This window comes from Polynucleobacter sp. Fuers-14, assembly GCF_018882045.1.
Taxonomy (GTDB): domain Bacteria; phylum Pseudomonadota; class Gammaproteobacteria; order Burkholderiales; family Burkholderiaceae; genus Polynucleobacter.
In genome coordinates this window covers 97,273-121,076 of record NZ_JACVPG010000021.1, presented here as the reverse complement: position 1 = coordinate 121,076, position 23,804 = coordinate 97,273, and the positions used below count along the sequence as shown (strand labels likewise).

General features: G+C 45.2%; 28 protein-coding genes. 14 read left to right on the top strand and 14 right to left on the bottom strand.

Features of this window, described 5'->3' with window-relative positions; genetic code table 11:
* Positions 1–2: 2 nt before the first annotated feature.
* Complete coding sequence (gene ppk2 / locus ICN40_RS10555; protein ID WP_072583845.1) at positions 3–908, top strand: polyphosphate kinase 2; 906 nt, start codon at positions 3–5, stop codon at positions 906–908.
* A gap of 4 nt (positions 909–912) precedes the next feature.
* Here the strand turns inward: ppk2 (ICN40_RS10555) and ppk2 (ICN40_RS10550) are convergent, their stop codons facing one another.
* Both ppk2 (ICN40_RS10550) and ICN40_RS10545 read right to left on the bottom strand, forming a co-directional pair.
* Entirely contained in the window at positions 913–1,686 is a 774-nt protein-coding gene (gene ppk2, locus ICN40_RS10550; protein ID WP_216243884.1) for a polyphosphate kinase 2, read from the bottom strand.
* The gene (locus tag ICN40_RS10545) at positions 1,686–1,976 is read right to left on the bottom strand and encodes a serine/threonine protein kinase (protein WP_072583847.1); all 291 of its coding nucleotides are present in this window, start codon (positions 1,974–1,976) and stop codon (positions 1,686–1,688) included. The genes ppk2 (ICN40_RS10550) and ICN40_RS10545 overlap by 1 nt, the downstream gene beginning before the upstream one ends.
* Before the next feature lie 160 nt (positions 1,977–2,136).
* Between ICN40_RS10545 and ICN40_RS10540 the strand changes: the two genes are divergently transcribed.
* The 6 genes from ICN40_RS10540 to ICN40_RS10515 all read left to right on the top strand — a co-directional run bounded on the left by ICN40_RS10540 (position 2,137) and on the right by ICN40_RS10515 (position 6,990).
* Positions 2,137–2,466, top strand: coding sequence for a helix-turn-helix transcriptional regulator (locus ICN40_RS10540; protein ID WP_072583848.1), 330 nt, complete (start codon positions 2,137–2,139; stop codon positions 2,464–2,466).
* On the top strand, positions 2,463–2,942 hold the full coding sequence (locus tag ICN40_RS10535) for an arsenate reductase ArsC (protein ID WP_072583849.1): 480 nt from the start codon (positions 2,463–2,465) through the stop codon (positions 2,940–2,942). The genes ICN40_RS10540 and ICN40_RS10535 overlap by 4 nt, the downstream gene beginning before the upstream one ends.
* On the top strand, positions 2,939–3,982 hold the full coding sequence (gene arsB / locus ICN40_RS10530) for an ACR3 family arsenite efflux transporter (RefSeq protein WP_072583850.1): 1,044 nt from the start codon (positions 2,939–2,941) through the stop codon (positions 3,980–3,982). The genes ICN40_RS10535 and arsB overlap by 4 nt, the downstream gene beginning before the upstream one ends.
* Before the next feature lie 117 nt (positions 3,983–4,099).
* A complete protein-coding gene (locus ICN40_RS10525; protein ID WP_216243883.1) occupies positions 4,100–6,163 on the top strand; it encodes a right-handed parallel beta-helix repeat-containing protein in 2,064 nt (687 codons plus the stop codon).
* A 114-nt stretch (positions 6,164–6,277) separates the two neighbouring features.
* Complete coding sequence (locus ICN40_RS10520; protein WP_216243882.1) at positions 6,278–6,676, top strand: hypothetical protein; 399 nt, start codon at positions 6,278–6,280, stop codon at positions 6,674–6,676.
* 56 nt (positions 6,677–6,732) lie between these two features.
* The gene (locus tag ICN40_RS10515; protein ID WP_237767789.1) at positions 6,733–6,990 is read left to right on the top strand and encodes a hypothetical protein; all 258 of its coding nucleotides are present in this window, start codon (positions 6,733–6,735) and stop codon (positions 6,988–6,990) included.
* Positions 6,991–7,022: 32 nt separating this feature from the next.
* Here ICN40_RS10515 and ICN40_RS10510 read toward each other — a convergent pair whose 3' ends face one another.
* Positions 7,023–7,901, bottom strand: a complete 879-nt coding sequence (locus ICN40_RS10510) for a hypothetical protein (protein ID WP_216243881.1) — start codon at positions 7,899–7,901, stop codon at positions 7,023–7,025.
* A gap of 217 nt (positions 7,902–8,118) precedes the next feature.
* On the opposite strand from ICN40_RS10510, the gene ICN40_RS10505 reads away from it, so the two are divergent.
* The gene (locus tag ICN40_RS10505; protein WP_216121390.1) at positions 8,119–8,334 is read left to right on the top strand and encodes a YdcH family protein; all 216 of its coding nucleotides are present in this window, start codon (positions 8,119–8,121) and stop codon (positions 8,332–8,334) included.
* Positions 8,335–8,373: 39 nt separating this feature from the next.
* On the opposite strand, the gene ICN40_RS10500 is transcribed toward ICN40_RS10505, so the two are convergent.
* The gene (locus ICN40_RS10500) at positions 8,374–8,718 is read right to left on the bottom strand and encodes a zinc ribbon domain-containing protein YjdM (RefSeq protein ID WP_216243879.1); all 345 of its coding nucleotides are present in this window, start codon (positions 8,716–8,718) and stop codon (positions 8,374–8,376) included.
* Between the two features lie 65 nt (positions 8,719–8,783).
* Here ICN40_RS10500 and ICN40_RS10495 point away from each other — a divergent pair, with 65 nt between their 5' ends.
* On the top strand, positions 8,784–10,583 hold the full coding sequence (locus ICN40_RS10495) for an AsmA family protein (RefSeq protein ID WP_216243877.1): 1,800 nt from the start codon (positions 8,784–8,786) through the stop codon (positions 10,581–10,583).
* A 27-nt stretch (positions 10,584–10,610) separates the two neighbouring features.
* On the opposite strand, the gene ICN40_RS10490 is transcribed toward ICN40_RS10495, so the two are convergent.
* From ICN40_RS10490 to ICN40_RS10480, 3 genes are read right to left on the bottom strand one after another with little or no spacing between them, the layout of a single operon-like run.
* Complete coding sequence (locus ICN40_RS10490; protein WP_072583858.1) at positions 10,611–10,958, bottom strand: phage holin family protein; 348 nt, start codon at positions 10,956–10,958, stop codon at positions 10,611–10,613.
* Between the two features lie 60 nt (positions 10,959–11,018).
* A complete protein-coding gene (locus ICN40_RS10485; protein ID WP_072583859.1) occupies positions 11,019–11,219 on the bottom strand; it encodes a SlyX family protein in 201 nt (66 codons plus the stop codon).
* 10 nt (positions 11,220–11,229) lie between these two features.
* Positions 11,230–11,451 (bottom strand): hypothetical protein, encoded by a 222-nt coding sequence (locus ICN40_RS10480; protein ID WP_072583860.1) that lies wholly within the window; start codon positions 11,449–11,451, stop codon positions 11,230–11,232.
* A 33-nt stretch (positions 11,452–11,484) separates the two neighbouring features.
* Here ICN40_RS10480 and ICN40_RS10475 point away from each other — a divergent pair, with 33 nt between their 5' ends.
* Complete coding sequence (locus ICN40_RS10475; RefSeq protein ID WP_072583861.1) at positions 11,485–12,483, top strand: LLM class flavin-dependent oxidoreductase; 999 nt, start codon at positions 11,485–11,487, stop codon at positions 12,481–12,483.
* On the opposite strand, the gene ICN40_RS10470 is transcribed toward ICN40_RS10475, so the two are convergent.
* Both ICN40_RS10470 and ICN40_RS10465 read right to left on the bottom strand, forming a co-directional pair.
* Positions 12,478–12,894: a putative toxin-antitoxin system toxin component, PIN family gene (locus tag ICN40_RS10470; RefSeq protein ID WP_216243875.1), complete on the bottom strand. Its 417-nt coding sequence runs from the start codon at positions 12,892–12,894 to the stop codon at positions 12,478–12,480. The two genes, ICN40_RS10475 and ICN40_RS10470, sit on opposite strands and share 6 nt — an antisense overlap.
* Before the next feature lie 9 nt (positions 12,895–12,903).
* Entirely contained in the window at positions 12,904–13,449 is a 546-nt protein-coding gene (locus ICN40_RS10465) for a YaeQ family protein (RefSeq protein WP_072583863.1), read from the bottom strand.
* A 120-nt stretch (positions 13,450–13,569) separates the two neighbouring features.
* On the opposite strand from ICN40_RS10465, the gene ICN40_RS10460 reads away from it, so the two are divergent.
* The 3 genes from ICN40_RS10460 (at position 13,570) to ICN40_RS10450 (ending at position 17,425) form a co-directional block, all read left to right on the top strand.
* Positions 13,570–15,183, top strand: a complete 1,614-nt coding sequence (locus tag ICN40_RS10460; RefSeq protein ID WP_216243873.1) for an NAD(P)/FAD-dependent oxidoreductase — start codon at positions 13,570–13,572, stop codon at positions 15,181–15,183.
* Between the two features lie 18 nt (positions 15,184–15,201).
* Positions 15,202–16,617, top strand: a complete 1,416-nt coding sequence (gene hemN, locus ICN40_RS10455) for an oxygen-independent coproporphyrinogen III oxidase (protein ID WP_216243872.1) — start codon at positions 15,202–15,204, stop codon at positions 16,615–16,617.
* Between the two features lie 169 nt (positions 16,618–16,786).
* The gene (locus ICN40_RS10450; protein WP_216243870.1) at positions 16,787–17,425 is read left to right on the top strand and encodes an OmpW family protein; all 639 of its coding nucleotides are present in this window, start codon (positions 16,787–16,789) and stop codon (positions 17,423–17,425) included.
* Positions 17,426–17,484: 59 nt separating this feature from the next.
* Here ICN40_RS10450 and ICN40_RS10445 read toward each other — a convergent pair whose 3' ends face one another.
* Positions 17,485–18,081 (bottom strand): AAA family ATPase, encoded by a 597-nt coding sequence (locus ICN40_RS10445; protein ID WP_216243868.1) that lies wholly within the window; start codon positions 18,079–18,081, stop codon positions 17,485–17,487.
* A gap of 67 nt (positions 18,082–18,148) precedes the next feature.
* Here ICN40_RS10445 and ICN40_RS10440 point away from each other — a divergent pair, with 67 nt between their 5' ends.
* On the top strand, positions 18,149–20,083 hold the full coding sequence (locus tag ICN40_RS10440) for an ATP-binding cassette domain-containing protein (RefSeq protein ID WP_072583867.1): 1,935 nt from the start codon (positions 18,149–18,151) through the stop codon (positions 20,081–20,083).
* 9 nt (positions 20,084–20,092) lie between these two features.
* Here the strand turns inward: ICN40_RS10440 and ICN40_RS10435 are convergent, their stop codons facing one another.
* The 4 genes from ICN40_RS10435 to ICN40_RS10420 form a co-directional block, all read right to left on the bottom strand.
* A complete protein-coding gene (locus ICN40_RS10435; protein ID WP_072583879.1) occupies positions 20,093–20,401 on the bottom strand; it encodes a chaperone modulator CbpM in 309 nt (102 codons plus the stop codon).
* A gap of 5 nt (positions 20,402–20,406) precedes the next feature.
* On the bottom strand, positions 20,407–21,387 hold the full coding sequence (locus tag ICN40_RS10430) for a DnaJ C-terminal domain-containing protein (RefSeq protein ID WP_216121406.1): 981 nt from the start codon (positions 21,385–21,387) through the stop codon (positions 20,407–20,409).
* A 61-nt stretch (positions 21,388–21,448) separates the two neighbouring features.
* On the bottom strand, positions 21,449–22,996 hold the full coding sequence (locus tag ICN40_RS10425; protein WP_216243866.1) for a UxaA family hydrolase: 1,548 nt from the start codon (positions 22,994–22,996) through the stop codon (positions 21,449–21,451).
* Positions 22,997–23,049: 53 nt separating this feature from the next.
* On the bottom strand, positions 23,050–23,751 hold the full coding sequence (locus ICN40_RS10420; protein ID WP_216243865.1) for a pirin family protein: 702 nt from the start codon (positions 23,749–23,751) through the stop codon (positions 23,050–23,052).
* Positions 23,752–23,804: the final 53 nt, after the last annotated feature.

The following is a 23,804-nucleotide window of genomic DNA, read 5'->3' as shown; positions in this document are numbered from 1 at the left end:
ATATGACATCAAAACACAACGAAATGGCCGAGTGGTATCGCCGTGCACAAGAAGAGATTCTGGACAGCATGGATGAAGAGCTTGAAATGGAGCTCGATGATGACCGCCTATCTCCTGATGGTGATAGTCATTCACAAATTCCACGTAACGTTTACTTCCGAGAACTCTTTAGACTCCAGGGTGAGTTGGTAAAGCTTCAAGACTGGGTGGTAGAGAACAAGCTTAAGGTGGCAGTCCTATTTGAAGGTCGAGATTCTGCTGGTAAGGGTGGGGCGATTAAGCGCATTACCCAGCGATTGAATCCCCGGGTTTGTAAAGTGGTTGCTTTGCCCGCACCTAACGAACGTGAAAAGACGCAGTGGTACTTTCAAAGATATATTTCCCAGTTACCCGCTGGTGGCGAGATCGTTCTATTTGATAGAAGCTGGTACAACCGCGCTGGCGTTGAAAAGGTAATGGGTTTCTGTACTGATGATGAGTATGAAGAGTTTTTAAGAACGGTTCCTGATCTGGAGCGCATGATGATTAGTTCAGGCGTTATCTTGATCAAGTACTGGTTCTCAATTTCTGACGAAGAGCAATACAACCGCTTCATGATGCGGATTCACGATCCTTTAAAGCAGTGGAAGTTAAGTCCAATGGATTTAGAGGCAAGAAGGTTGTGGGAGGCCTATACCAAGGCCAAAGAGACCATGCTTGAACGTACGCATATTCCTGAGGCGCCTTGGTGGGTGGTTGCTGCCAATGACAAGAAAAAAGCACGTCTAAATTGCATTACGCATTTATTGGATCAAATCCCGTATAAAGAGATTGATCACCCAGTGATTACCTTGCCAAAACGCGTTCATAACCCGGATTACCTTCGAGGCCCAGTACCGCCTGAGATGTATGTTCCCGAGGTTTTTTAAGGGCTTATTTTTCGAGCTTAGATAGTTTGCTGTCCCATTGGAAGACGATATCCTTATCAGCCTTCAGCAAGCCTTTATCTTTTCCTGGGTATGAAACTCTAGAAAGAAGATCTTGAATCATATTGAGATGAGCAACTTTTTTATCGTTCGCCTTAACAACGATCCAGGGCGCATCTTTAGAGCTGGTTTTTTCTAGCATGTCATTTCTACATTTGCTATAGGCATCCCAGTTTTTCTGCGCTTGCTGATCAATCGGGCTAATCTTCCATTGCTTGAGTGGATCTTTAGCTCTATCTGCAAGACGAACAGCCTGTTCCTTTTTTGAGATGTCTAAATAGTATTTGAGAATCGTTATGCCAGAGCTGGTCAGAATAGATTCGAGCTCATTTACGGTTCCCATGAAGTTGGCGTACTGCTCCTTCGTGCAGAAATTCATGACCATCTCAACGCCGGCACGGTTGTACCAGCTGCGGTTGAATAGAACAAACTCACCTTTTTTGGGAAGCTCAGCTACATATCTCTGAAAGTACCATTCTGCAGATTCGGTATCAGATGGTTTTCCGGGGGCAACCACGCGAGTTTCCCTGGGGCTTAAGTGCTGCGTAATGACTTTAATAGTGCCATCCTTGCCAGCCGTATCGCGGCCCTCAAGAATGACCAGTATTTGATCGCCTTTGCTGATCAGACTATTTTGCAGCTTGACCAACTCAATCTGCAATAAGCGGAGCTGATCGTCGTAACTAGATTGCTCTAGCTTATCTTTGCCTTTTTGACCCATTAGCTTGCTTCATTTGTATTGGCAGGGCTAGCAGGAGTAGTTTTCTTTGCAGCCGCTTTTTTAGCAGGAGCCTTTTTAGCTGGGACTTTCTTGGCGGGGGCCTTTTTAGCAGGCGCTTTCTTGACCGGAGTCTTTTTGGCGGCAGCTTTCTTAGCCGGAGTTTTTTTGCTAGCTACTTTTTTATCTAACTTATCCAACGCTTTTCCAAGCTTGTCGATCAGCTTTTCTCTATCTGACTCTAATTTATCGAGCTTTTTTAATAGCTGCTTAACTAATTTCTTTTGGCTCATGCTGATTCCTGGGTTGATTGTGAATTCGTTGTATTGGCGTATCTTCAATCAATCCTACGTTTAATTTTCTCTATTTTCAAGCATATATGACACATATATGTCAGTTATGTGACATTGATTGTCACTATTGTGAAATATATATTTCGATACAATTGGAAATATGAAAAATACTGATGCCATCAAAGCATTCCTGGCCCTGGGTCAAGAGACCCGTTTGAATATTTTTCGCTTGATAGTTCAGCGTGGTGATACTGGATTAACGCCTAGCGAGATGATTGAAAAGCTAGGGGTTGCTAACGCCACACTGAGTTTTCACCTGAAAGAACTAGTAGGCGCTGACTTATTGTCAGTAGAGCGTCAAAGCCGCAATCTCATCTATCGACCTAATGCAGGCTTGGTGCAAGAGTTAAGCGGGTTCTTGCTTGAAAACTGCTGCGGTGGCAAATCATGCGCTCCAGTATTAATCTTGAAAAAGGCGAAGGCTAAATGAAGCAGTTCAATATTCTCTTCTTATGTACCCATAATTCTGCTCGGTCTGTTTTGGGGGAGGCACTTGCTTCAACTCATGTCAGCGGAAAATTTGTGGGCTACTCAGCAGGATCCACTCCAGGCACTTCAGTAAATCTATTTGCACGTGAGTTGGCTTTGCAGATGGGTTACGATGAATCTAAATTACGCTCCAAGTCCTGGGATGAGTTTGGTTTGCCAGAAGCTCCAAAGATGGATTTCATTATTACGGTTTGTGATAACGCGGCAGGCGAAGTGTGCCCATTCTGGCCTGGAAAACCTGCTACTGCCCACTGGGGCTTCCCAGACCCATCACAAGTGCCTGGCACGGATGACGATAAACGCCGTGCATTTAAAGAAGTCATGATTGGCTTAAAAAAACGCATTGATCTTCTGGCGGATATGCCATTAGATCGACTCAATTCACTTAGCCTTCAAGAAATTCACAATAAATCATGAGCACAGTTACCAGCAAGCTTTCCTTTTTAGATCGATACCTCACTGTTTGGATATTTGCTGCCATGGCGGCAGGTATTGGGTTGGGATATTTTGTTCCTGGGGTAGAGGAGTTCATTAATTCCTTTCAATCGGGCACTACTAATATCCCAATAGCCATTGGATTGATATTGATGATGTATCCACCGTTTGCAAAGGTAAAGTACGAAGACTTGCCTGATGTCTTCAGAGACAAGCGAATCTTTGGTTTGGCATTCTTGCTCAATTGGATTGTTGCGCCTACCTTGATGTTCTTCTTGGCTATCCTCTTTGTTCCCAATCAACCGGAATACATGGCAGGTCTTATCTTGATTGGCATAGCGCCTTGTATTGCCATGGTGATTGTCTGGAATGATATTGCCAAAGGTTCTACGGAATATGCGGCTGGCTTAGTAGCTTTTAACGCAGTGTTTCAGGTGCTGTTCTTTAGTGTGTACGCCTATTTCTTCTTAACTGTCTTGCCGCCGTATTTTGGCCATGCAGGATCTGTTGTCAATATCACTATTGGTGAGATCGCTAAGACAGTTGCTATCTATCTAGGGGTTCCTTGTGTTGCGGGATTCTTGACGAGATACATTGCCCTCAAATTTGTGTCGAGAGAGTCGTATCAAAATACTTTCGTCCCTAGAATAGGCAAAATCACCTTAATTGCTTTGCTTTTCACGATCGTAGTGATGTTTAGTTTGAAAGGTAAGTTAATTCTTCAGTTGCCAATGGATGTGGTTACCATCGCAATTCCATTGCTAGTCTTCTTTGTGGTGATGTTCTTGCTGACATTCTTTATCACCATCAAAATGGGTATTGAATATAAGCGTTGCTGCACTTTGTCATTTACGGCATCTAGCAATAATTTCGAGTTAGCTATTGCCGTAGCCATTGCCGTCTTTGGGATTAATTCTGGGGCGGCATTTGCTGCTGTGATTGGCCCACTGGTGGAGGTGCCGATCATGGTTGGTCTGGTTTCGGTTGCTTTATGGCTTAGAGATAAGTTCTTTCAGGCCTAAAGCCTATGATTTTGGCCTCCAAAGGGGGCTTATATTCAAAATTGTGCCGAAATAGAGGAGATTAGCTCTAGGGAGAATGTAGAATCAGATTCCCTATTTACAGAAAGCGTCATCCGTATGTCTACCTCTACCGCTCTAAAATTTTGGCGTTATATTTCCCTCAGTTTCTTGGCATTAGTAACGCTTGGTTTAGCTGCCTGTGGTGGCGGTAGTGATAGCGGTAGTAGTTCTGCTGTCGCAACCCCGAGCGTCTTTTACGTTGTGAGTAATACCAACGACTCAGGTGCCGGATCTCTGCGAGATGCAATTACGGCAGTTAATAGCGCATCAACTTCCCAATACTCAGGCATTACTTTTTCTGTAGCCGGTGTAATCACCCTTGCAAGCGATTTGCCTGCTATTACAAAGAAAGTATTAATTGATGGCGGTACTGCTCCTGGCTATGTAGCTGGTAACACCACTACTGCGCCATTGGTTGCGGTGAACTTCAATAACGTTGCCTCAGGTTTTACTTTTAACAGTGGCTCTGCAGGTTCTGGCATTTATGCTTTGTCAATCATTGGATCTAATTCAAATGGCATTACCTTAAATGCGGGCAATATCGTTTTATTAAGAAACTATATTGGCCTGAACTTAAGTGGTGCAGCTTCTGGCAATGCGAAGGATGGTATTTATATTGCAACCTCTTCTACTAACAACGTTATTGGCACAAACCCAAATAGTATCTCTGGTCTTTACTCTAATGTGATTTCCGGTAATACGCAGAATGGTATCCAGATCTATGGCAGCGCAGGCAACAAGATTCAAGCCAATGCCATTGGCACCAATCCAGCAGGAACAGCAAAGATTGCTAACGGTTTCAACGGTATCTATGTAACTTATTATGCGGTTGATAACACCATTGGTGGTACTGCATATATCAATTCCGCTACAGGGCAAACTAATAATCCAACGGGCAACAAGGGTACAGTCCCAATCGTTTCTATTGCTCCGCCATTAGGTAATCTGATTTCCGGTAATTCGCTTAACGGGGTTTTAATTGATGGTGGTTCAGAGTTAACGGTATTAAGCGGAAACTTTATCGGCACCAATAATGTTGGTACTGCAGCTGTTAGTAACACCTTAGATGGTGTCTTGATTCGTAATGCGAATAACAATCAACTCATCGGTTGTACTTTTGAAGACAATCCATTTATTTATTACAACGTATTGAGCGGCAATGGAGGCAATGGTTTGCATATAGCCGACTCCAATGCGATTTTGGTCCAGGCTAACTTTTTTGGTGCTGGTGCAAACAATGCATCGATGGTTCCAAATGGCGGCCACGGCATCTTGGTTGATGGCAGCTCTGCAGGCGTCCAGGTTGGCGGTGTAATCCCGCTTGGTAACGTTTCGGCTGGCAATACACTTGATGGTATTAAGGTTTCAGGAACTGCTAGTGGCTTCACCACCTTCAATACGTTTGGTGGCTTGTACGCCTTTCAGGGCGCTGCTCCGAATGGTGGAAACGGGATCACAATTGATTCTACTGGCGGCAACAATTTAGTTCGCACTAACGTATTCTCTGGAAATATGCATCATGGTATTGAGATTTCCGGAAACGCATCTGGTGTTACTGTCGATCCTAACGTGGTTGGTTTGAATACTGAAGGTACTGGTGCTCTTGCTAATGGTCCTGGCGCAAATGGTGCTGGTAACGGCGGTAGCGGGGTTTACATTGCGGGAACTGCCCATGGAAACTATATAGGCGGTTACAACAATTCTGTTATTCCGCAAAACACCTTCTCTGGCAACGCAAGATACGGAATTGAAATTGTCGGTACTGCAAATAACAATACTGTATTTAACTCTGTAATTGGCCTTGGAACCACTCAGGTTTCTGCTTTTGGTAATGGACTGGGTGGTATTTATATTGGCGGAGGAAGTAACAATAACTCTGTTATCGCCTATACACCTTCCAGTTCATATACTGCAATGTCTAGTGTAATCAGCGGAAATACAGGGGATGGTGTTCTTATTGCTGATACTGCATTTAATAATACCGTTCAAGGAAATTATTTTGGTTATGGTAAACGTTCTATTGTCGGTAATTTGGTTGCGGGGCTGTTTCCCAATTCACTACTTCCGGTTCATGTAACGAGCTCTGGCTCGGGGAATGTGACCACCCCGAACAACCCTTAATATGAGCATTAGTCTAAAACTTACTTAAGTTGCCGTTGATTTATAAAAGCCAGCTAGTCTTTGACTGGTTGGCTTTTTTATTTCCTGGCATGCCAATATGAAAGAGATTGTGTCATGACAAAACTCATCATTTATTTATTAGTAATCGCAGAATTCTCTAGTTTTGCTTTCGCACAAATGCCGCCCCCAATGATGCCTCCTCAAGGAATGCAGCAGGGCATGCCTAGATCACCTCAAGGGGGTCCAGTTGGCCCAGGAGGCATGATGCGCGATGATCCTCATGGACCCGTTGACCAAATTAGTCGTGGTCTTGGAGTGACGCCAGACCAATTTAGAGCTTGCTTTAGTGATGTCAATCCTGCACCCCAAGGGACATTACCGGGTTCCAATCAGAAGCACGCCAATAAGCAAGTTCTCTTAAGCTGCCTCCAGCGTGCAAATCCGGGTATTACCAATGACAGCCTAGATGCAGTGATGGACCAATATAGGCCTGGGGGCAGGGCGGCTCAGTAATTTGGGCGTCCTAAGATAGAATCAATCTATCCCTCATCTTTTAGGCGGCATTGAAAATGGTAAGTCATTACTTAGTGGTTTTTCTAGGCCTGATGTTAGCGGCCTGCTCAACACCAGTCAGTCAGTTTGGTGTGTACAGGCAATCAGATGGCACGGTTGGTGTTCATGCGCCCAAAGATGCAAAAGAAAATGAAGCCCAGGAAGTGGCATTAGAGGAGTGTAAAAAGGAAGGGAAGAGAACTGCGACGATTCTAGAAAGCAGAAAAACGGTCAATGACCGTTTTCCCTTAACTTATATCTACCTTTGCAGATAGTGACGATTAGTTAAATCGCCATTGATTAGTGCTTAGCTAAGCAACCACTTCTTAATCGACTTATTGACACACATCGCATCTAAAGCAAGGCCAAAGAACTCAGAACCATTGGTAACCATGCTTTCGATTGCTTCCACTTTGCCAGACTTGATGCCACGCAAATAGGTTGCAGCACGGTAACGCAAGAAGTGCTCAGTTTCACCATTTTCATTCTCGGTTGGGCAGATTTCTAGGCTGCCATAGCGAGTTTCTGGGTTAATGTTGAGAACGGCTAGGCTTAAAGCCCCAACCAATTTCTCAGGCACTGGGATAGGCACATAGGAGTAGAGGGAGATCATCATTTCCTCTTCATCTACTTCAATGATGTGATCAATATCCAGCACATCTTTTTCGGTTAACTCTGTCTCGCCAGAATCGCCACCACCAAATGTGGATTCAAACTGCAACATAGCAGTATTGCTTCCTTTGGAGATCTCGATCATGTCAGGGTAGCCAAGCAAACCTTTCCACCAATACATCAGCGAGAAAGTGCAGGGCTTTACTTCAACCAATCCCTTGTTAGTAGACTTTGCAAAATACAGGCCGTAAAACTCATCATCTTGCTCTAGACCATATTGGTCAACTTTAGGTGATTTAGATGAAGCAGGTTTTGCAGTCTTCTTGGCAACTTTTTTCACTGCTGGCTTTTTGGCCGCAGGTTTCTTTGCCGCTAATTTTTTAACTGCTACTTTTTTGGCAGCAGGCTTCTTTGCGGCCACTTTCTTGGCTGCTGGTTTTTTCACTACCTTTTTGACCGTCTTTTTGCTTGCTACTTTCTTAGCGGCAACTTTCTTGACAGCTTTTTTAACAGGGGCTTTTTTTACCACCTTGGTAGCTACTTTCTTTTTTGCTGGAGACTTCTTTGTAGCCATGGTTTATTACCCTTCTTTCGGTAGTTATCGTGCTTGATGCACTATCTGATATTACTGCAAATTCCCTCGGGAATTCGCCTTTCCTATATGGGGTTTGTCCCCCAGATTGCAAGGGGAGGGGTGAAACAAATAGATTGAGGAAGGCATTGTTCTTGGAATGGAGGGTTGCTACACTAAAAGCGTGAAGTTTTGTGCAACCTAAATATCAAGAGGGCTTATGTTTCCTGAATATCGCGAACTCATCACCAAGCTGAAAACGACAGATCGTCATTTCTCGCATTTATTTGATAAGCACAACAATTTAGATCAAAAGATCCAAAGAATGGAGTCCCATTCAGAGCCGAGTACCCCAGAAGAAATCGAGACCTTGAAAAAGGAAAAACTCCTTTTAAAAGACCAGATTTATGCCGTCTTAAAGAAGGCTAGTAGTTAAGCTCCTGGTGAATTAGAAAAGCCTAGATGCAAAATGCTTCTAGGCTTTTTTCAGGAAGCAGGCTTTGAGTAGCATATTGCCTGCTTCTGTTTTGCAGTCGACTTCGTGATCACCTGATACCAGGCGTATCCCTTTAATCTTGGTGCCGACCTTCAGGGTAGTGGAGGAGCCTTTGACTTTGAGGTCTTTGATGAGGGTGACTGTATCGCCATCTGCTAGAAGATTGCCATTGGCATCTTTGACAATGAGCCCAGCCTCAACCTCTTCTAAAGCAGCGGCCAAAGGCCATTCATGGCCACACTGGGCGCAAACATAATTTTCCCCATCGGGGTAAGTCATATCTTCCTGGCAGGCAGGACACTTCGGTAGATTATCTGTGCTCATCACTTCATTTTAGTCTAGGGGTGATGGTCTTGGCTCATATCTAGTACTCGATTTAGAATGGGTAGGTGAACAAAACCCTGAAGATTTCTCTTATTGCTCTGGTAGGCTGTCTTGCCCTAGTGGGTTTGGGCGCATGGTACGCATCATCTTTTATAAATCCTGCTCAGGTAACCAAGCTTCTGAGTTCTTCGGTCAAAGATGCAACTGGGCGTGAGTTGAAAATCACCGGTCCAGTAAGCCTGAGTCTTTTCCCATCAATTAGCGTAAAAGCCGAACAGGTGTCTTTGAGCAATGCCTCATGGGCAAGCAATCCTGATATGTTTGTATTCAAGCAGATTGAATTAGATATTAGGATACTTCCGCTTCTGAAAGGTAGCGTTGAAATCAGCAGAATCGGTGTAAGAGGACTAGAGGCGAACTTACAAACCAATAAGGCTGGGGAGGGTAATTGGAATCTCACTCCGCCTACGATAGTTGCCAGTGGTTCGGCAACACAGGCTGTAACTAGCGATTCTTCTAGTAATGCCCTTGTCTCCATTAAAACTCTTGATGTCGTAGATGCCCGTATCAATTATCAAGACGGAGAAAAAGCAGCCAGCCCGATTAGTATTCCTAAACTTTCTTTAGATGCCGGTGACGGGAAGTCTACGATTCTGGTGGATGTTCAGCGTGCTAACTACGCCCTGAATCTAAAGGGTAAAACAACTTCACTGCGTAATACTTACTTCGCTTGGAATCAATCTCCAGTAAACCTAGATCTAGATTTGGTTCTAACCTTAAACGGTAAGTCGCTTGCGATTACGGGCGACATTGATAAAAAGCCAGATCTATTACCAAAATTCAATATCAATCTCAATTCAAAGTCCTTTGATTTAGCGCCTTTAGCGGGTTCTGTTGTTATTGCTGGAGCAGCTGGAAAAACTTCCTCGGCTTCCACACATAAAGCCCAAGGAAAGTATTTATTCTCCGATGACGCGCTGCCTTTTGATCTTTTACCTTTAGCTGATGGCTCGGTCAACATTAATATTGCTGAGCTTGGGATTCCGCATCAGGCGCCGTTTACTAACTTCAAAACGACACTCCAATTTCAGAAGGATAGGATTGATGCGAGCAATGTCAGCTTTAATATAGGCAAGGGAAGTGCCCAAGCGCAACTTTCCATTACTCAGTTCACCAGCCTTGCGCCTAAGATTTCTGTGAAGGGTATTGCTAAGGACTTTACTTTAGAGCAAATTATTGCCGTCACCGATTCAAGCGCTAGAGTTTCTGGTGGTGATACAAAAGTGGCCTGGAACATACAGGGAAGTGGTGTGAGCCCACATCAAATGGTTAGTCGAGCCAATGGGGCTATTCAGGTTTCAGTAGGGCAAAGTAAATTAGATTCGAAGTTCATCAATAAAGGCGGGGACTTTGTCATCACTGTAATAGATGCAATTAATCCGATGTATAAGAAATCTAATCAAACTACTTTGAATTGTGCTGTTGCCTACTTACCCATCAATAGTGGGCTGGTAAATATTCAGAATTCAGTTGGCATTGAGACGGATCGTCTTGACATCACCCTAGCGGGCTCGATCAATCTTGCCAGCGAGGCTCTCAATATCAGTATTAATCCAAGAGAAAAATCAGGCCTGACAACGGGCTTGGATCTGGCCGGACTTGTAAAGATTGAGGGAACATTACAAAACCCGCAAACTGGGGTGAATAAGGCAGGGGTGGTGAATAGCGCCGTCTCTATTGGATTGGGTTTCTTAACCGGCGGTATTAGTATCGCAGCGGAGAATGCTAAATCATTGGCGACCAAGTCGCAGCCATGTAAAACAGCGCTGCACTCTTGGTCTGATATCTATCCTGCTAGCAAGTAAGCCTAGCGAAGCTCGTAAATCAGCTTCTTAAAAAACTAAGCCGCTGACAAAGAGGCTAAATAAAGAAATAAAGATGCTGGCAAAGAATGCGGTCCAGAAGCTGGAGATCGTAAAGCCACTCACCACTGCAGAAACCAGCATCAATACCAAGGCATTAATCACGAGCAAGAAGAGGCCCATGGTTACTACCGTTAATGGTAGCGTGAAAAGAACGAGCAAAGGCTTAACGATCGCATTAGCAAATCCTAAGAGGAGGGCAGCAATTAATAATGAGCCGCCATCCGCAAAGCGCAAGCCACTAAAAATATAACTGGCAACCCAAAGGGATAAAGAAGTTAAGCCCCACTGGACTAGAAATAGAGTTAAGTTACTCATGGATGATTCCTTTGCTGGTGTTGAAAGGGGTTTATGCCTAGTGACTATATTAGCAGTTGATTAATAGTGCGGGGGGATTTCATCCTGAGAACTTGCGCCGCCGCCTCCACCGCTGCTGGCTTGTTCTTTAATTGCCTTTAATTCGCGATACAGAAATTCGATTTGCTGTTGCTGTTTATAGACGGTCTCATTGAGTTTCTCAATTAAGTCTTCCGTGAAGCTCAATTTGATTTCTAGATTAGTGATGCGTTCTTCTGACATAACTTACTTTCTATTCTGAGATAAGCTCAAATCGCCCATCTTCCATTTCTGCTTTGGGTCTAATCCAAAAATCATGCGATTGCATGGATTCGTAAACATAAGCTGGCTCCAGATTTGCCTCTACGTTAGCCAAGAAGGCCACCTTATAAAATCCACCAGTCTTAATGTGGCGCAATCTACTGCCTGGCTTAAATAGGCCATCGTCAGGATCAGCCATTTTGGGTTTACTCATGTCAACAATGCACTTTCTCGGTATGATCTAGCGATGGCAAATTCCATCCCATACTCCATTCTAGATATATCTCCGATTCCTCAGGGTTTTACTGCTGCCGATGCACTGCGCAACTCCTTGGATGTGGCAAGGCATGCCGAAAAATGGGGCTATACCCGCTATTGGGTAGCAGAGCATCACAATATGACGGGCAATGCGAGCTCTGCAACTGCAGTTTTGATTGGCTATATTGCTGCTGGCACCTCCCATATCCGAGTGGGCTCTGGCGGCGTTATGTTGCCAAATCATGCTCCTTTAGTAATTGCTGAGCAATTTGGCACCCTAGAAGCTTTATACCCAGGAAGAATTGAGCTTGGCTTGGGTCGTGCACCTGGTACCGATCAAATGACTGCCAGGGCATTGCGCAGGGATTTATTGGGTAGCGATGATCGTTTTCCACAGGATGTCCGTGAGTTACAGCATTATTTTGGCCCGTTACAAGAAGGGCAATCTGTAAAGGCGATACCAGGGGTCGATAGCAATGTTCCGATCTGGATTTTAGGTTCTAGTTTGTATGGAGCTCAATTAGCCGCTCACTTTGGCTTACCTTATGCCTTCGCTTCTCACTTTGCGCCAGAGCAACTTTTAGAGGCAATGAAGATTTATCGTGAGCTCTTTAAGCCATCGGCACAACAAGATAAACCCTATTCAGCATTTGTGATGAATGTAGTTGCAGCAGATACAGATGAAGAAGCTCAACATCTATTTACTACACTGCAACAGAATGTTGTCAGAATGCGGCGCAATACCCGCGGGCAATTACCACCCCCAATTACTGACATGAATGAATTTTGTGAGCCTCATGAACTAGCAGCGGCAGATCATACCTTGCAGGTTTCAGTAGTGGGTTCGCTAGAGACGGTAAAGCGGGGGATTCGTCGTTGGTTGGATCTTACTGGCGCAAACGAAATCATCTTGACTGGGCAAATTTTCGATCATCAGGCTCGTCTCAGATCTTTTGAGATTGCCGCACAGGCCGCGCAAAGCCTATAAGATCGCTGCGTTGTAATCTGCGGTAATGAATACTTGTTCTTTTGCAGCCTGATTCGCAAATCGCAGCACTGCATTGTCTTTGCTGATTAAGAAGCAGGGCTTTGCAGTGTAAGCAAGGTCTAAAAAGACTTGATCATCTGGGTCTTGGCATATCCAGGGGGCTTTGGCCAAGTTTTTATCATCCATCAATCTTGCTAAACCATGCCATTGCTGGCGAATTTGCTCTTGTTGCACTTCATCGAGCGAAAACAGAGGGCGAGCAATCACATCAGCAAATTCTTCTAAAGTGTTTGGAGTTGCGAGCGCATCTATTTTGCCTTCGATCAGCGTTTGCTTTAAATGAAGCGCTCTAAAGTCATTAAAGACAAAAAGATCTAGCAAGACATTGGTATCGAAAACTACTACCTTCATTTTTAAGGCCTATTGATTGTTGCGCCAAATCTCTGGAGTAATGGTGACCTGCCCTTTATCAGAGGAGACGTAAGCTTCACCATCTTGAACATTGACATGGATCACCATGCTGCGCTCAACCAACTTGTTCAGCTCTTCCGCTTGTTCTGCTGGTATAGCGATTATTTGTAAATTGCGAGCACGAGTGAGTTTGTTAGCAATGCCATCCCACCAGATTTTGCTGGTATGTCCGCCATAGCAATAGACAATTACTTGATCAGCACGACCACAGGCTTTCAGAATACGACGCTCGTCTGGTTGGCCGATTTCAATCCACAACTTGATTGCATCGGTAAGATCTTTAATCCACAGATCGGGTTCATCGGTATCACTCAAACCCTTTGTAAACGCTAGATCCTCATTTGCCTGCAATGCAAAGGCGATGATGCGGACCATCATGCGCTGCTCAGTCTCAGAAGGGTGCTTAGCAATAGTTAACGAATGACTGCCATAGTAATGGCGATCAGAATCTGCGACATGAAGGTCGGCTTTGTGGATAGTTGCGCGTAGAGCCATGACCTATTATCGCCTTTATGAACCAACTCCTGGCCTGAGTGAGCTCATAACCAGTATTATTTGGCTTGAGGCTCATGATGAGCCTAGAAATGCCTCAAATTACTGTGTACCGTAAAACCCATGATCCGTATTACTGAATTACGTCTACCAATTGACCACGCTCCAGAATCTTTGGAGAAGGCGATATTGAAGCGTCTCAATCTAGATGCCAAAGACTTAATACGATTTGAGGTCTTTAAGCGTAGTTACGATGCTCGAAAGAACGTCGCCCTCTCTTTTATCTATACGGTTGACTTATCTGCAAAGCATGAAGAAGTTCTTCTGAAGCAATTTGCTGGAGACATTCATGTAAGACCATCCCCGGATACGAGCTACCACTTTGTAGCAAAAGCCCCTGAAACTATAGACTCTGGCAAAGCGCTGCGTCCAGTGGTCGTTGGATTTGGCCCATGCGGTATTTTTGCCGCTCTAGTGTTAGCGCAAATGGGTTTTAAGCCAATTGTCCTTGAGCGCGGCAAGAAAGTTCGCGAACGCACTCAAGATACTTGGGGCTTGTGGCGTAAGAATGTTTTAAATCCAGAATCCAATGTGCAATTTGGAGAGGGCGGGGCTGGTACGTTTTCAGATGGCAAGTTGTACAGCCAGATCAAAGATCCTAAGTTTTATGGACGCAAGGTCATTCATGAGTTTGTGAAAGCTGGCGCTCCTGCAGAAATTACGTATGTAGCTAAGCCGCATATCGGCACCTTCCGCCTAGTTGGCGTGGTAGAGAAGATGCGCCAAGAAATTATTGACTTAGGTGGTGAGATTCGGTTCTCGCAAAAGGTAATTAGCTTTGATATTGAGAATGAGCAAATTACCGGGGTCAAGATTGAGGGGCAGGCAGATCTACCTGCCAACCATGTCATCTTGGCTTTGGGACACAGTGCGCGGGATACCTTTGAAGCCTTGCATCATGCTGGCGTCTTCATGGAAGCTAAACCCTTTTCTGTTGGTTTTCGGATTGAGCACCCACAATCTCTGATCGATAAAGCACGCCTGGGTCCTCATGCTGGCAATGAGTTAATTGGCGCGGCAGATTACAAATTAGTCCATCACGCCAAAAATGGTCGTTCCGTCTATAGTTTTTGCATGTGCCCCGGAGGGACAGTAGTCGCTGCTACCTCCGAACCGAATCGAGTCGTAACCAATGGCATGAGCCAATATTCTCGTAATGAACGAAATGCCAATGCAGGCATCGTTGTTGGCATTACGCCTGAGGATTACCCGGGTGGCCCATTAGCAGGCATTGAGTTTCAGCGTGCTATTGAATCAAAGGCTTTTGAATTGGGTGGTAGAACTTATGAAGCGCCGGGTCAGCTGATTGGCGATTTCTTAGAAGGGAAGGCTTCCACTCAGTTTGGTGGCGTGATGCCGTCGTATAAGCCCGGCGTTCATTTAACGGATCTGGCAGAAAGCTTGCCCGCTTATGCCATTGAGGCGATTCGTGAGGCGATTCCTGCTTTTGAGAAGCAAATTAAAGGCTTTTCTATGAAAGATGCCGTTTTAACTGGTGTGGAGACGCGCACTTCCTCTCCTTTGCGAATTACTCGAGGCGCGAACTATCAGAGTCTGAACATTAAAGGTCTTTACCCAGCAGGCGAGGGCGCAGGTTATGCGGGTGGAATCTTGTCTGCAGGAGTTGATGGGATTAAAGTAGCAGAAGCAGTGGCGTTAGACTATCTGTCAAAGTAAATACCCCATAAGAATCCTATGAACTCTGTAGTAACTCATTCATCAGCCGAAGAAAAAGAAGTACTTTTTCATCCTGAGCTGTTGAAAAAGTTTGATATCAATGGGCCGCGTTATACGTCCTACCCCAGTGCTGATCGATTTCATGGGGACTTTTCTGAAGCTGATTATCTTGAGGCATTGGAGCGGGTAGCTCAAGCGAATGAGCCGCTGTCCTTATATTTCCACTTACCATTTTGTCCCAATATTTGTTATTACTGCGGCTGTAACAAGATCATCACCAAGGATCATGGGCGTAGCGCCAAATACATCAAATATCTCGCTAAAGAAATGGCCATGGTTACTAAAGCCATGGGTGCTCAGAAAAAGATTCCCGTTACACAATTGCATTGGGGTGGTGGCACGCCTACTTTTCTATCGCATGAAGAGATGACTGAGTTGATGCAGCACACTCGCGAGTATTTTGAGCTACTGCCTGGCGGTGAGTATTCAATTGAGATAGATCCGCGCCGTGTTACTGAGCAAGATATTGCACTCTTGGCTGAATTGGGCTTTAACCGTATTAGCTTGGGCGTTCAGGATTTCAATTTGGCAGTTCAAGAGGCAGTACATCGCGTGCAGACTATTGAGGAAACCCAAGCAGTCATGGATTGGTCTAGAAAGTATGGGTTTAAATCCAGAAGCGTTGACTTGATCTATGGCCTACCAAAGCAAACGCCAGAGACTTTCAAGGAAACGGTTGATGCGGTCTTGGTAATGAACCCCGATCGTCTCTCTGTCTATAACTACGCACACTTGCCGCATATTTTCAAGCCGCAACGCCGTATTGCTGAAGCTGACTTGCCTGCGGCAGCAGATAAGCTGGATATTCTCTCCAATACCATTGCACGCTTAGGTGAGGCGGGGTATGTCTTTATTGGTATGGACCATTTCGCTAAACCAGATGATGAATTAGCTATTGCCCAAAGAGAGGGCAAGTTGCATCGCAATTTCCAAGGCTACTCCACTCAGGCAGAATGCGATCTTCTGGCATTTGGAATCTCTTCTATCGGTAAAGTCGATGATTGCTACTCTCAGAATGTCCGAACTTTGGATGAATATTACGAGGCGTTAGATGCGGGTCACTTACCGGTGCTTCGAGGTTTGCGTCTTGATGAAGACGATCTGATGCGTCGTGAGTTAATTGGTGAGTTGATGTGCCAATTTGCCTTAGACACCAAAGCTTTTGCGACATCACATCAAATTGAATTCTCAAATTACTTTAAGACGGAAATAGAAGAGCTTAAGAGTCTAGAGGAGGCTGGTCTCCTCAACTGGGAGGGTGAAAGTATTCTGGTTCCCACCAAAGGTCGTCTCCTTGCTAGGCGGGTAGCCATGACTTTTGATCGGCACCTCAGAGAGTCTCAAGCCAAAGGGACCTATTCCAAGGTTCTGTAAGGGTAAGTCTGAGGTAATTTGATCTAGATCAAATAAGCCCAAAAACTCTGTTGCTTTTTAACCAATAAAAAATCTCCAGCCTCAGTCAATTTGATTTACATCAAATTGCACTCCCTTCATCAATTCGAAAATGATTTCATCGAAATTGATAAGAAAAAGGGAAACCATCATGCGTATTAAGACACTCGTAGCAGCAATGGCTGCTGTAGCATCCTTAGCCCCAATCGCGGCTCAAGCTCAAGCTGAAGAAAATCCATGGATGGTTAGAGTTCGTGCTGCAGATTTGCTATTTCAAAATGGCCAATCTGGTATTGCTCAAAGTGCTAACTTGAAGGCTCAGAATCGTTGGATTCCAGAGTTTGATGTTTCATATTTCTTTACTAAAAATATTGCCGCTGAATTAGTATTAACTTGGCCACAGCAAATTAATATTTACGGTAATCTAGGCGCTGGCCAACAAAACGTAGGCAAAATTACTGCATTACCTCCATCTTTGATCGCCCAGTATCACTTCACAGATTTAGGTGCAATTAAGCCATACATTGGCACTGGTATTAACTACACTATCTTCGGTAATCGCCAAAATTTCCCAGCAGCATCTAACTCTGTACAGGTTGAACCATCAAGCGTAGGTTTTGTAGGTCAAGTTGGTGCTGACTACATGCTTGATAAAAATTGGGGCTTAAATCTTGATCTCAAGTATGTAACGATGGCTACTAATGTTCAAGCAGTAGCTGGCGGCGCAAACCTTGGAAAATTGACATTGAATCCTTGGATTCCAGCGGTTGGTGTGACTTACAAATTCTAAGAATTTAGTTCTTAGGTCTTGAGGTAGAGCCCCTAAGGGGCTCTATTTTTTTCTTAACTTTATTGAATCAGGGCATCAATTAGCTTTTCAAATGCAGCTTCGTTCAAAACGAAGTTATCAAATCGATACAATGAGAGGTGGCTTGGCGGTTCAGTCCTGCGCTTAGCATATTGCTCCCAGTGAGCAAGTTTCCACTCATCTCTTGGGTCAGCTCTTATCTCCATCCGTTTTTTGGCCTCACGCTCCTCTAGATCAATCCAGGCAACCTGAATTGAAGTCAGTGCTGGCACCCCCAATTTTTGCGCGTCAAACATCTTGCCACTCTGAATCTCCTTCGAGAATGGGCCGATCAGAATGACATTAACCCCTAAAAGCAAATTCTCTCTGGCAATATCAATGAGACCTTTGTATTCCCAATCGCGCAGGTTCTCAAGGTAAAAGGGGCTGTCGCGATCATTCGGGTTTTGAGTGGTAAGGTCCATGACGTGGGCGCTGAAGGCGCCATAAACGGTGTCTTTGTCTAAAAAGAAAAAATCTTCCCCAGTTTTCTCAATGATCAGAGGTAAAGCCTTTTTGGCTAGAGTCGACTTTCCTGTGCCGGCATGTCCTGCAAAGAGGATCAGGCGGGGCGCAGAGGGGGTTAATTTACAGACCATAAGTAGCTAGTCTCGCAGAAATAAGTGGAAATATCTCCTCTTTTAGGGAAGTGACGATAATGTCGCCATGGCTTTAATCGTACTCACTGATGCAAAACTGGCTTTTGGCCACGTTGACCTCCTCGCAAACACCGCTTTTTCACTGGAATCCGGTGAACGTGTTGGCTTAATTGGCCGCAATGGCACTGGTAAATCTTCCTTGTTGAAGATATTGGCCGGTATAGAAAAAATGGATGATGGCCTGTTGCAATATCAGCAAGGCCTCAGAATTGCTTATGTTCCTCAAGAGCCTATATTTGAGGCGGAAGAGACTATCTTCGAGTCAGTATCCAAAGGCGTTGCTCAAGCTAAGGCCTTGCGCGAGGAATATGAGGCTCTCAGCGTTGGTGAGTGGGATGATGCTTCCCATGATCGACTTGACGAAGTGCAGTCGCAATTAGAGGCTTTGAGTGGTTGGAATTGGGAGCAACGTGTTCATGAGACATTAGATCGTTTGCATTTAGAGGCTGATCTCAAAATCAATACACTTTCTGGCGGTACTAAGAAGCGGGTTGCCTTAGCGCGTGCTTTAGTTGAGATGCCTGACGTGCTGCTACTTGATGAGCCAACCAACCATTTGGATTTAGATTCGATTGCATGGTTAGAGGAATTGCTCAAAGAGTATCAAGGCTCAGTAATTTTGATTACCCATGATCGCGCCTTCTTGGATAACGTCTGCACCCAGATTGTTGAGCTCGATCGCGGTATTTTGCGCAGTTACCCTGGTAACTTTACGCAATATGAAGTTTTAAAAGAACAAGAACTAAATTCTGAATCTTTAGCTAATGCTCGTGCTGATAAATTATTGGCGCAAGAAGAGGTCTGGATTCGTAAAGGGGTTGAGGCACGCCGCACTCGAAGCGTTGCCCGAATTGCCCGTTTAGAAAAATTACGGAGTAGCCGTGCCGAACGCAGAGATGCGATGGGGCAGGTGAAGTTGGCTGTTTCTGCTGGAGATCGAAGCGGCAAGATTGTGGCTGATCTTCAAAACGTTAGTAAAACCTATGATCGTCCGATTGTGAAAGATTTCACAGCAACGATTTTGCGCGGCGATAAGGTTGGTTTGCTGGGTCCTAATGGCGCAGGTAAAACAACTTTGCTCAAATTGATTTTGGGAACTATTGCGCCAGACTCCGGCACTGCAACTATGGGTACACGTATTGAGGTGGCTTACTTCGACCAAATGCGCGAAGGGTTAGATCTGAACGCTTCACTGGAAGATTACATTAGCCCAGGTAGTGAGTGGATAGAAATCAATGGCAATAAAAAGCACGTTAAGAGTTACCTGAGTGATTTCTTATTTGCTCCTGAGAGAACTAATTCCCCGGTAAGTACTTTGTCAGGCGGTGAGCGTAATCGTTTATTACTAGCACGCCTATTTGCGCGGCCTGCAAACGTCTTGGTCTTGGATGAACCAACTAACGACTTAGATATTGATACTTTAGATTTGCTTGAGCAACTCTTGCAAGACTATAAGGGCACGGTCTTCTTGGTCAGTCATGATCGTTACTTCCTAGATAACGTTGTTACTAGCATTATTGCCAACGAGGGTGATGGCTTCTGGCGTGAGTACGAAGGGGGTTATGAGGATTGGAAAATCCAGAAAGCGCGCTCAGACAAAATTCGTGCTGCCAATGGCAATGCCAACACAAAATCTGTAGATAAGCTTGAGGTCAAAGCAGAGGCAAAGGTAGAAGTTAAGGCAGAAGTTAAGCCTGTAGCTAAAAGTGGAGTTCAGAAACTCAATGGCAAAGAGCGCCAAGAACTGGAAGTTTTGCCATTACAGATCGAGACATTGGAAACTGAGCAAGCCGATATTGGTATTGCCATGAGCAATCCCGATCTCTATAAAAATGAACCTGAGTTGGCAGCGAGCATGCAAGCGCGCTTGAGTGAAATCACTGCTGACTTAGATCAAAAGCTGCAACGCTGGGAGCAGCTATTGAGTCGTTCAGAGTCTTAGTGCTATAGCCTAGTCGCGCGGTAAACGAGCGCGCAACTGGGCGATTTCATCAAGCAGGTCCAGCGCCAAGGCAACCCCAGGCACATTTAATTCGAGATCATGGGTGAGGTGCGCTGCGGTTTTTGCTCTTCGCAAAGAGTCGCCACTAAAGCGCCAATCCTGAGGTGAAGAGCCAGCTGGACTTAAAACACCTTCGGATACCCAAGTCATGATGAGATCTTCTGGTGTGCGGGATGCATGGGAGAGCTCCACAATGGTCATGTGCACCTCATTCTCTACAACAGCACCCTCAATCCAAGTGATATTAGTTTGTGTCATATCAATCATCCCTTCAAGTGTGTTCTAGGGTTGAAATCAAAAGCCTTCTCAAAGGTTTGATAGGCTTCTTTTTGTGATTCAGTATCAGCAGGAGGCAAGGCGATAGAAGGTACCGCATATAAATCACCTGGCTCTGAACTTGGTATGCCTTTACCTTTAAGGCGCATTTTTCGACCAGCAACAGTTCCTGCGGGGATCTTCAATTCTAAAGTGCTGCCTGCAGGAGTGGGGACGTTGACGGTAGTACCCAGTGCCGCTTCCCACGGTGCCAAAGGAATATCAATGAAGACATCTTTGCCTTCTACGCGATAAATGGCGTTAGGATGAAATTCAATTTCGAGATAGAGGTCACCAGCAGGGCCCTCGCCGACACCAGGACCACCTTGGCCAGAGAGTCGCAGATTTTGGCCAGCCTTAATGCCTTTAGGAATACTGACATCTAACTTGCGTTCTTGGGTGCTGACGTGGCCGCTCGCATCTTGCACGGGCATATGTAATGCAATAGTGCGCTTAGCTCCGTTATATGCATCAGCGAGATCAATCAAAATTTTGGCGTGATGATCTTGGCCTTTGAAATTCATACCCTGGCGAGGATTGCCACCACGACCACCTTGGCGATGTTTTCCGCGACCGAACAGAGATTCGAAGAATTCACTCTGATCACCTTCAAAGCCACCACCATAACCTGGATGACCACCACCAAAACCGTCATCAGAATATTCAAAGCCTTCATTCCAATTTGGCGGAGGGGTAAAGTCTTGGCCGTTTTTCCAGTTCTCGCCAAAGCGATCGTAGGCTGCGCGTTTCTCAGTGTCCTTTAATACGGCATAAGCTTCGCCGATTTGCTTGAACTGCTCTTCAGCACCAGGTTCTTTATTAACATCTGGATGGAACTTGCGCGCCATCTTGCGATAGGCTGATTTAATCTCAGCTTCAGTGGCGCCACGAGCTACGCCAAGAGTTTCGTAGTAATCCCTAAATTTCATAAGCCTGTTTCAGTTCGGTTTCTGCCTGGGTTAAGCTAATAGGATTGATTCTACAGTTCTCTTAGCTCATTACACCAATTTGCCATGGAACAAATTCATAGTCTCCCAGGCCAAGAAGTTCGCTTTTGGAGGCCTCCCCGGAGGCGGTACGCAGAAATAACTCAAATATCCGTTGTCCCATTTCCTGGACGGATACCGTGCCGTCCAAAATCTCACCGCAATTGATATCCATGTCTTCAGTGAGGCGCTGATACATTGGGGTATTGGTGGCTAGTTTGATACAGGGCGCAGGCTTAGAGCCAAACATAGACCCGCGGCCGGTAGTAAAGGCAATCAGGTTGGCGCCTCCAGCAATCTGGCCGGTGGCCGATACAGGATCAAACCCCGGAGTATCCATAAATACGAAGCCTTTGGTGCTCACTGGCTCTGCATACTTATAGACTTCCATTAGAGGGCCAGTGCCGCCTTTCATGGAGGATCCTAGAGATTTCTCAAAAATATTAGCGAGACCACCAATTTGATTGCCGGGACTTACTTGTCCGTTAATTTGCACATCTCTACCAACAGAGTATTCATCTTTCCACCAGCGAATTCGTTTAATGAGCTTTTCACCTACTTCTTTGCTAACAGCGCGACGGGTGAGGGTATGTTCCACGCCATAAATCTCTGGTGTTTCTGAAAGAATGCCAGTGCCACCATGACGGGACAAAATATCAATCGCTGCACCTAGTGCTGGATTGGCTGTGATTGAAGAAAAGCCATCGGAACCGCCACACTGCAAGCCAACAGTCAGGTGACTTGCTGACACTGTTTCCCGTTTTGCTTGATTAGCTGCAGGTAGAAGCGCTTTGACAGCTTCGATACCAGCCTCAATAGTTTTGCGCGTGCCACCCGATTCTTGCATGATGAAGGTGTGCAGAGTATTTCCTTCGGCCAGGTCTTCTTGCTCCATCAAGCCTTTTAGTTGATTACGCTCACAACCGAGACCCACAATCAGAGCGGCTGCTAGGTTAGGGTGACGAGCATATCCAGCCATAGTACGGCGAAGCAATTGCATTGGCTCACCACTCATTTCCATACCGCAACCGATGTCATGACTAAACGCCACGACTCCGTCTACATTGGGAAAATCTTTCAATCTTTCGGGGGTAAACCAAGCTGCAATTTTGTTCACAACGGTTGCCGAACAGTTTACTGTCGATAGAATGCCGATGAAATTACGTGTTCCTACTTTTCCATTGGGTCTGACATAGCCCTGGAAGGTAGCTCGTTGAGCTTCGGGCAACAATTGGGTCGGCTTATATTCGCTTGCATAAGCGTAGTCACGATCAAACTCGCGAAACTCAGTATTGTGACTATGCACCATCGTGCCGGGTTCGATGTCTGTATTAGCAAAGCCTACCGTCACGTTGTATTTCAGAATTGGCTCGCCCTTGAGGATCTTTTTGGTGGCAATCTTGTAGCCAGCAGGCACTTGGCTGCGACTTGTAAAATTCTCACTAGGAACTTCAGCGCCAATTCCAACATCAACCCGGGCGACCACAATATTGTCATTAGGATGCAGACGAATAATAGGGCCAGCCAGTTTTTTTTCAGAGGTTTCAATCATGATCTTAAAGAATTAAGGGCGATATCCGATCGTAAGCTTATACAAAGTAATATTTAATGACTCAAGTCAAAAATCAGAACTTCTGCATCCACCCCATTGCCTATTTGCAAGAAAGATTCGTCTTCAATCATGAGAGCGTCTCCACGAGACAATTTATGACCATTCATCATGAGCGTTCCGCGGATGAGATGAGCATAAGCTTTTCGTTTTGGATCAAGTTGCAGGCTTGCCGTCTGTGAGTCGTTAAAAAGTCCGGCATATATCTTGGCATCTGCATAAATTTTCACAGCACCATCGTTTCCGGTAGGAGAGGCAATGATTCGCAGCTTGCCATCTTTTTCTACTTCTGGGATGGATTTTTGTTCATAGCTTGGCTCAATTTCTAATACATTAGGCTCTATCCAGATCTGTAAAAAATGCGTGGTTTGGTCTTTGGCGTGATTGAATTCGCTGTGAGTGACTCCACTACCGGCACTCATGCGCTGGACATCTCCCGGGGGGATTCCTTTGATATTGCCCATGCTATCTTCGTGCGCCAACTCTCCAGATAGTACGTAACTAATAATTTCCATATTGCGATGGCTGTGCTTGCCAAAACCCATTCCTGCAGCCACGCGATCCTCATTAATGACGCGCAGATTCCCCCAGCCCATAAAGCGGGGGTCATGGTAGCCCGCAAATGAGAATGAGTGAAAGCTTTTAAGCCAGCCATGGTCAGCATAGCCGCGATCTTGGGATTTTCTAAGATTTATCATGTTTTTGGGGTGTTAAAAGTCTAATTGAAAGAATCAGAATAAGCCTATTATCA

Excerpts from the sequence above, each read along its gene's own strand:
- ICN40_RS10510 (WP_216243881.1), bottom strand. The coding sequence starts at position 7,901 with ATGGCTACAAAGAAGTCTCCAGCAAAAAAGAAAGTAGCTACCAAGGTG.
- ICN40_RS10525 (WP_216243883.1), top strand. The coding sequence starts at position 4,100 with ATGTCTACCTCTACCGCTCTAAAATTTTGGCGTTATATTTCCCTCAGT.
- ppk2 (WP_216243884.1), bottom strand. The coding sequence starts at position 1,686 with ATGGGTCAAAAAGGCAAAGATAAGCTAGAGCAATCTAGTTACGACGAT.
- ICN40_RS10545 (WP_072583847.1), bottom strand. The coding sequence starts at position 1,976 with ATGAGCCAAAAGAAATTAGTTAAGCAGCTATTAAAAAAGCTCGATAAA.
- ICN40_RS10430 (WP_216121406.1), bottom strand. The coding sequence starts at position 21,387 with ATGAAATTTAGGGATTACTACGAAACTCTTGGCGTAGCTCGTGGCGCC.
- ICN40_RS10485 (WP_072583859.1), bottom strand. The coding sequence starts at position 11,219 with ATGTCAGAAGAACGCATCACTAATCTAGAAATCAAATTGAGCTTCACG.
- ICN40_RS10470 (WP_216243875.1), bottom strand. The coding sequence starts at position 12,894 with ATGAAGGTAGTAGTTTTCGATACCAATGTCTTGCTAGATCTTTTTGTC.
- ICN40_RS10425 (WP_216243866.1), bottom strand. The coding sequence starts at position 22,996 with ATGATTGAAACCTCTGAAAAAAAACTGGCTGGCCCTATTATTCGTCTG.
- arsB (WP_072583850.1), top strand. The coding sequence starts at position 2,939 with ATGAGCACAGTTACCAGCAAGCTTTCCTTTTTAGATCGATACCTCACT.
- ICN40_RS10490 (WP_072583858.1), bottom strand. The coding sequence starts at position 10,958 with ATGAGTAACTTAACTCTATTTCTAGTCCAGTGGGGCTTAACTTCTTTA.
- ICN40_RS10475 (WP_072583861.1), top strand. The coding sequence starts at position 11,485 with ATGGCAAATTCCATCCCATACTCCATTCTAGATATATCTCCGATTCCT.
- ICN40_RS10540 (WP_072583848.1), top strand. The coding sequence starts at position 2,137 with ATGAAAAATACTGATGCCATCAAAGCATTCCTGGCCCTGGGTCAAGAG.
- ppk2 (WP_072583845.1), top strand. The coding sequence starts at position 3 with ATGACATCAAAACACAACGAAATGGCCGAGTGGTATCGCCGTGCACAA.
- ICN40_RS10440 (WP_072583867.1), top strand. The coding sequence starts at position 18,149 with ATGGCTTTAATCGTACTCACTGATGCAAAACTGGCTTTTGGCCACGTT.
- ICN40_RS10445 (WP_216243868.1), bottom strand. The coding sequence starts at position 18,081 with ATGGTCTGTAAATTAACCCCCTCTGCGCCCCGCCTGATCCTCTTTGCA.
- ICN40_RS10515 (WP_237767789.1), top strand. The coding sequence starts at position 6,733 with ATGGTAAGTCATTACTTAGTGGTTTTTCTAGGCCTGATGTTAGCGGCC.
- ICN40_RS10500 (WP_216243879.1), bottom strand. The coding sequence starts at position 8,718 with ATGAGCACAGATAATCTACCGAAGTGTCCTGCCTGCCAGGAAGATATG.
- ICN40_RS10465 (WP_072583863.1), bottom strand. The coding sequence starts at position 13,449 with ATGGCTCTACGCGCAACTATCCACAAAGCCGACCTTCATGTCGCAGAT.
- hemN (WP_216243872.1), top strand. The coding sequence starts at position 15,202 with ATGAACTCTGTAGTAACTCATTCATCAGCCGAAGAAAAAGAAGTACTT.
- ICN40_RS10460 (WP_216243873.1), top strand. The coding sequence starts at position 13,570 with ATGATCCGTATTACTGAATTACGTCTACCAATTGACCACGCTCCAGAA.
- ICN40_RS10480 (WP_072583860.1), bottom strand. The coding sequence starts at position 11,451 with ATGAGTAAACCCAAAATGGCTGATCCTGACGATGGCCTATTTAAGCCA.
- ICN40_RS10420 (WP_216243865.1), bottom strand. The coding sequence starts at position 23,751 with ATGATAAATCTTAGAAAATCCCAAGATCGCGGCTATGCTGACCATGGC.
- ICN40_RS10535 (WP_072583849.1), top strand. The coding sequence starts at position 2,463 with ATGAAGCAGTTCAATATTCTCTTCTTATGTACCCATAATTCTGCTCGG.
- ICN40_RS10450 (WP_216243870.1), top strand. The coding sequence starts at position 16,787 with ATGCGTATTAAGACACTCGTAGCAGCAATGGCTGCTGTAGCATCCTTA.
- ICN40_RS10435 (WP_072583879.1), bottom strand. The coding sequence starts at position 20,401 with ATGACACAAACTAATATCACTTGGATTGAGGGTGCTGTTGTAGAGAAT.
- ICN40_RS10520 (WP_216243882.1), top strand. The coding sequence starts at position 6,278 with ATGACAAAACTCATCATTTATTTATTAGTAATCGCAGAATTCTCTAGT.
- ICN40_RS10505 (WP_216121390.1), top strand. The coding sequence starts at position 8,119 with ATGTTTCCTGAATATCGCGAACTCATCACCAAGCTGAAAACGACAGAT.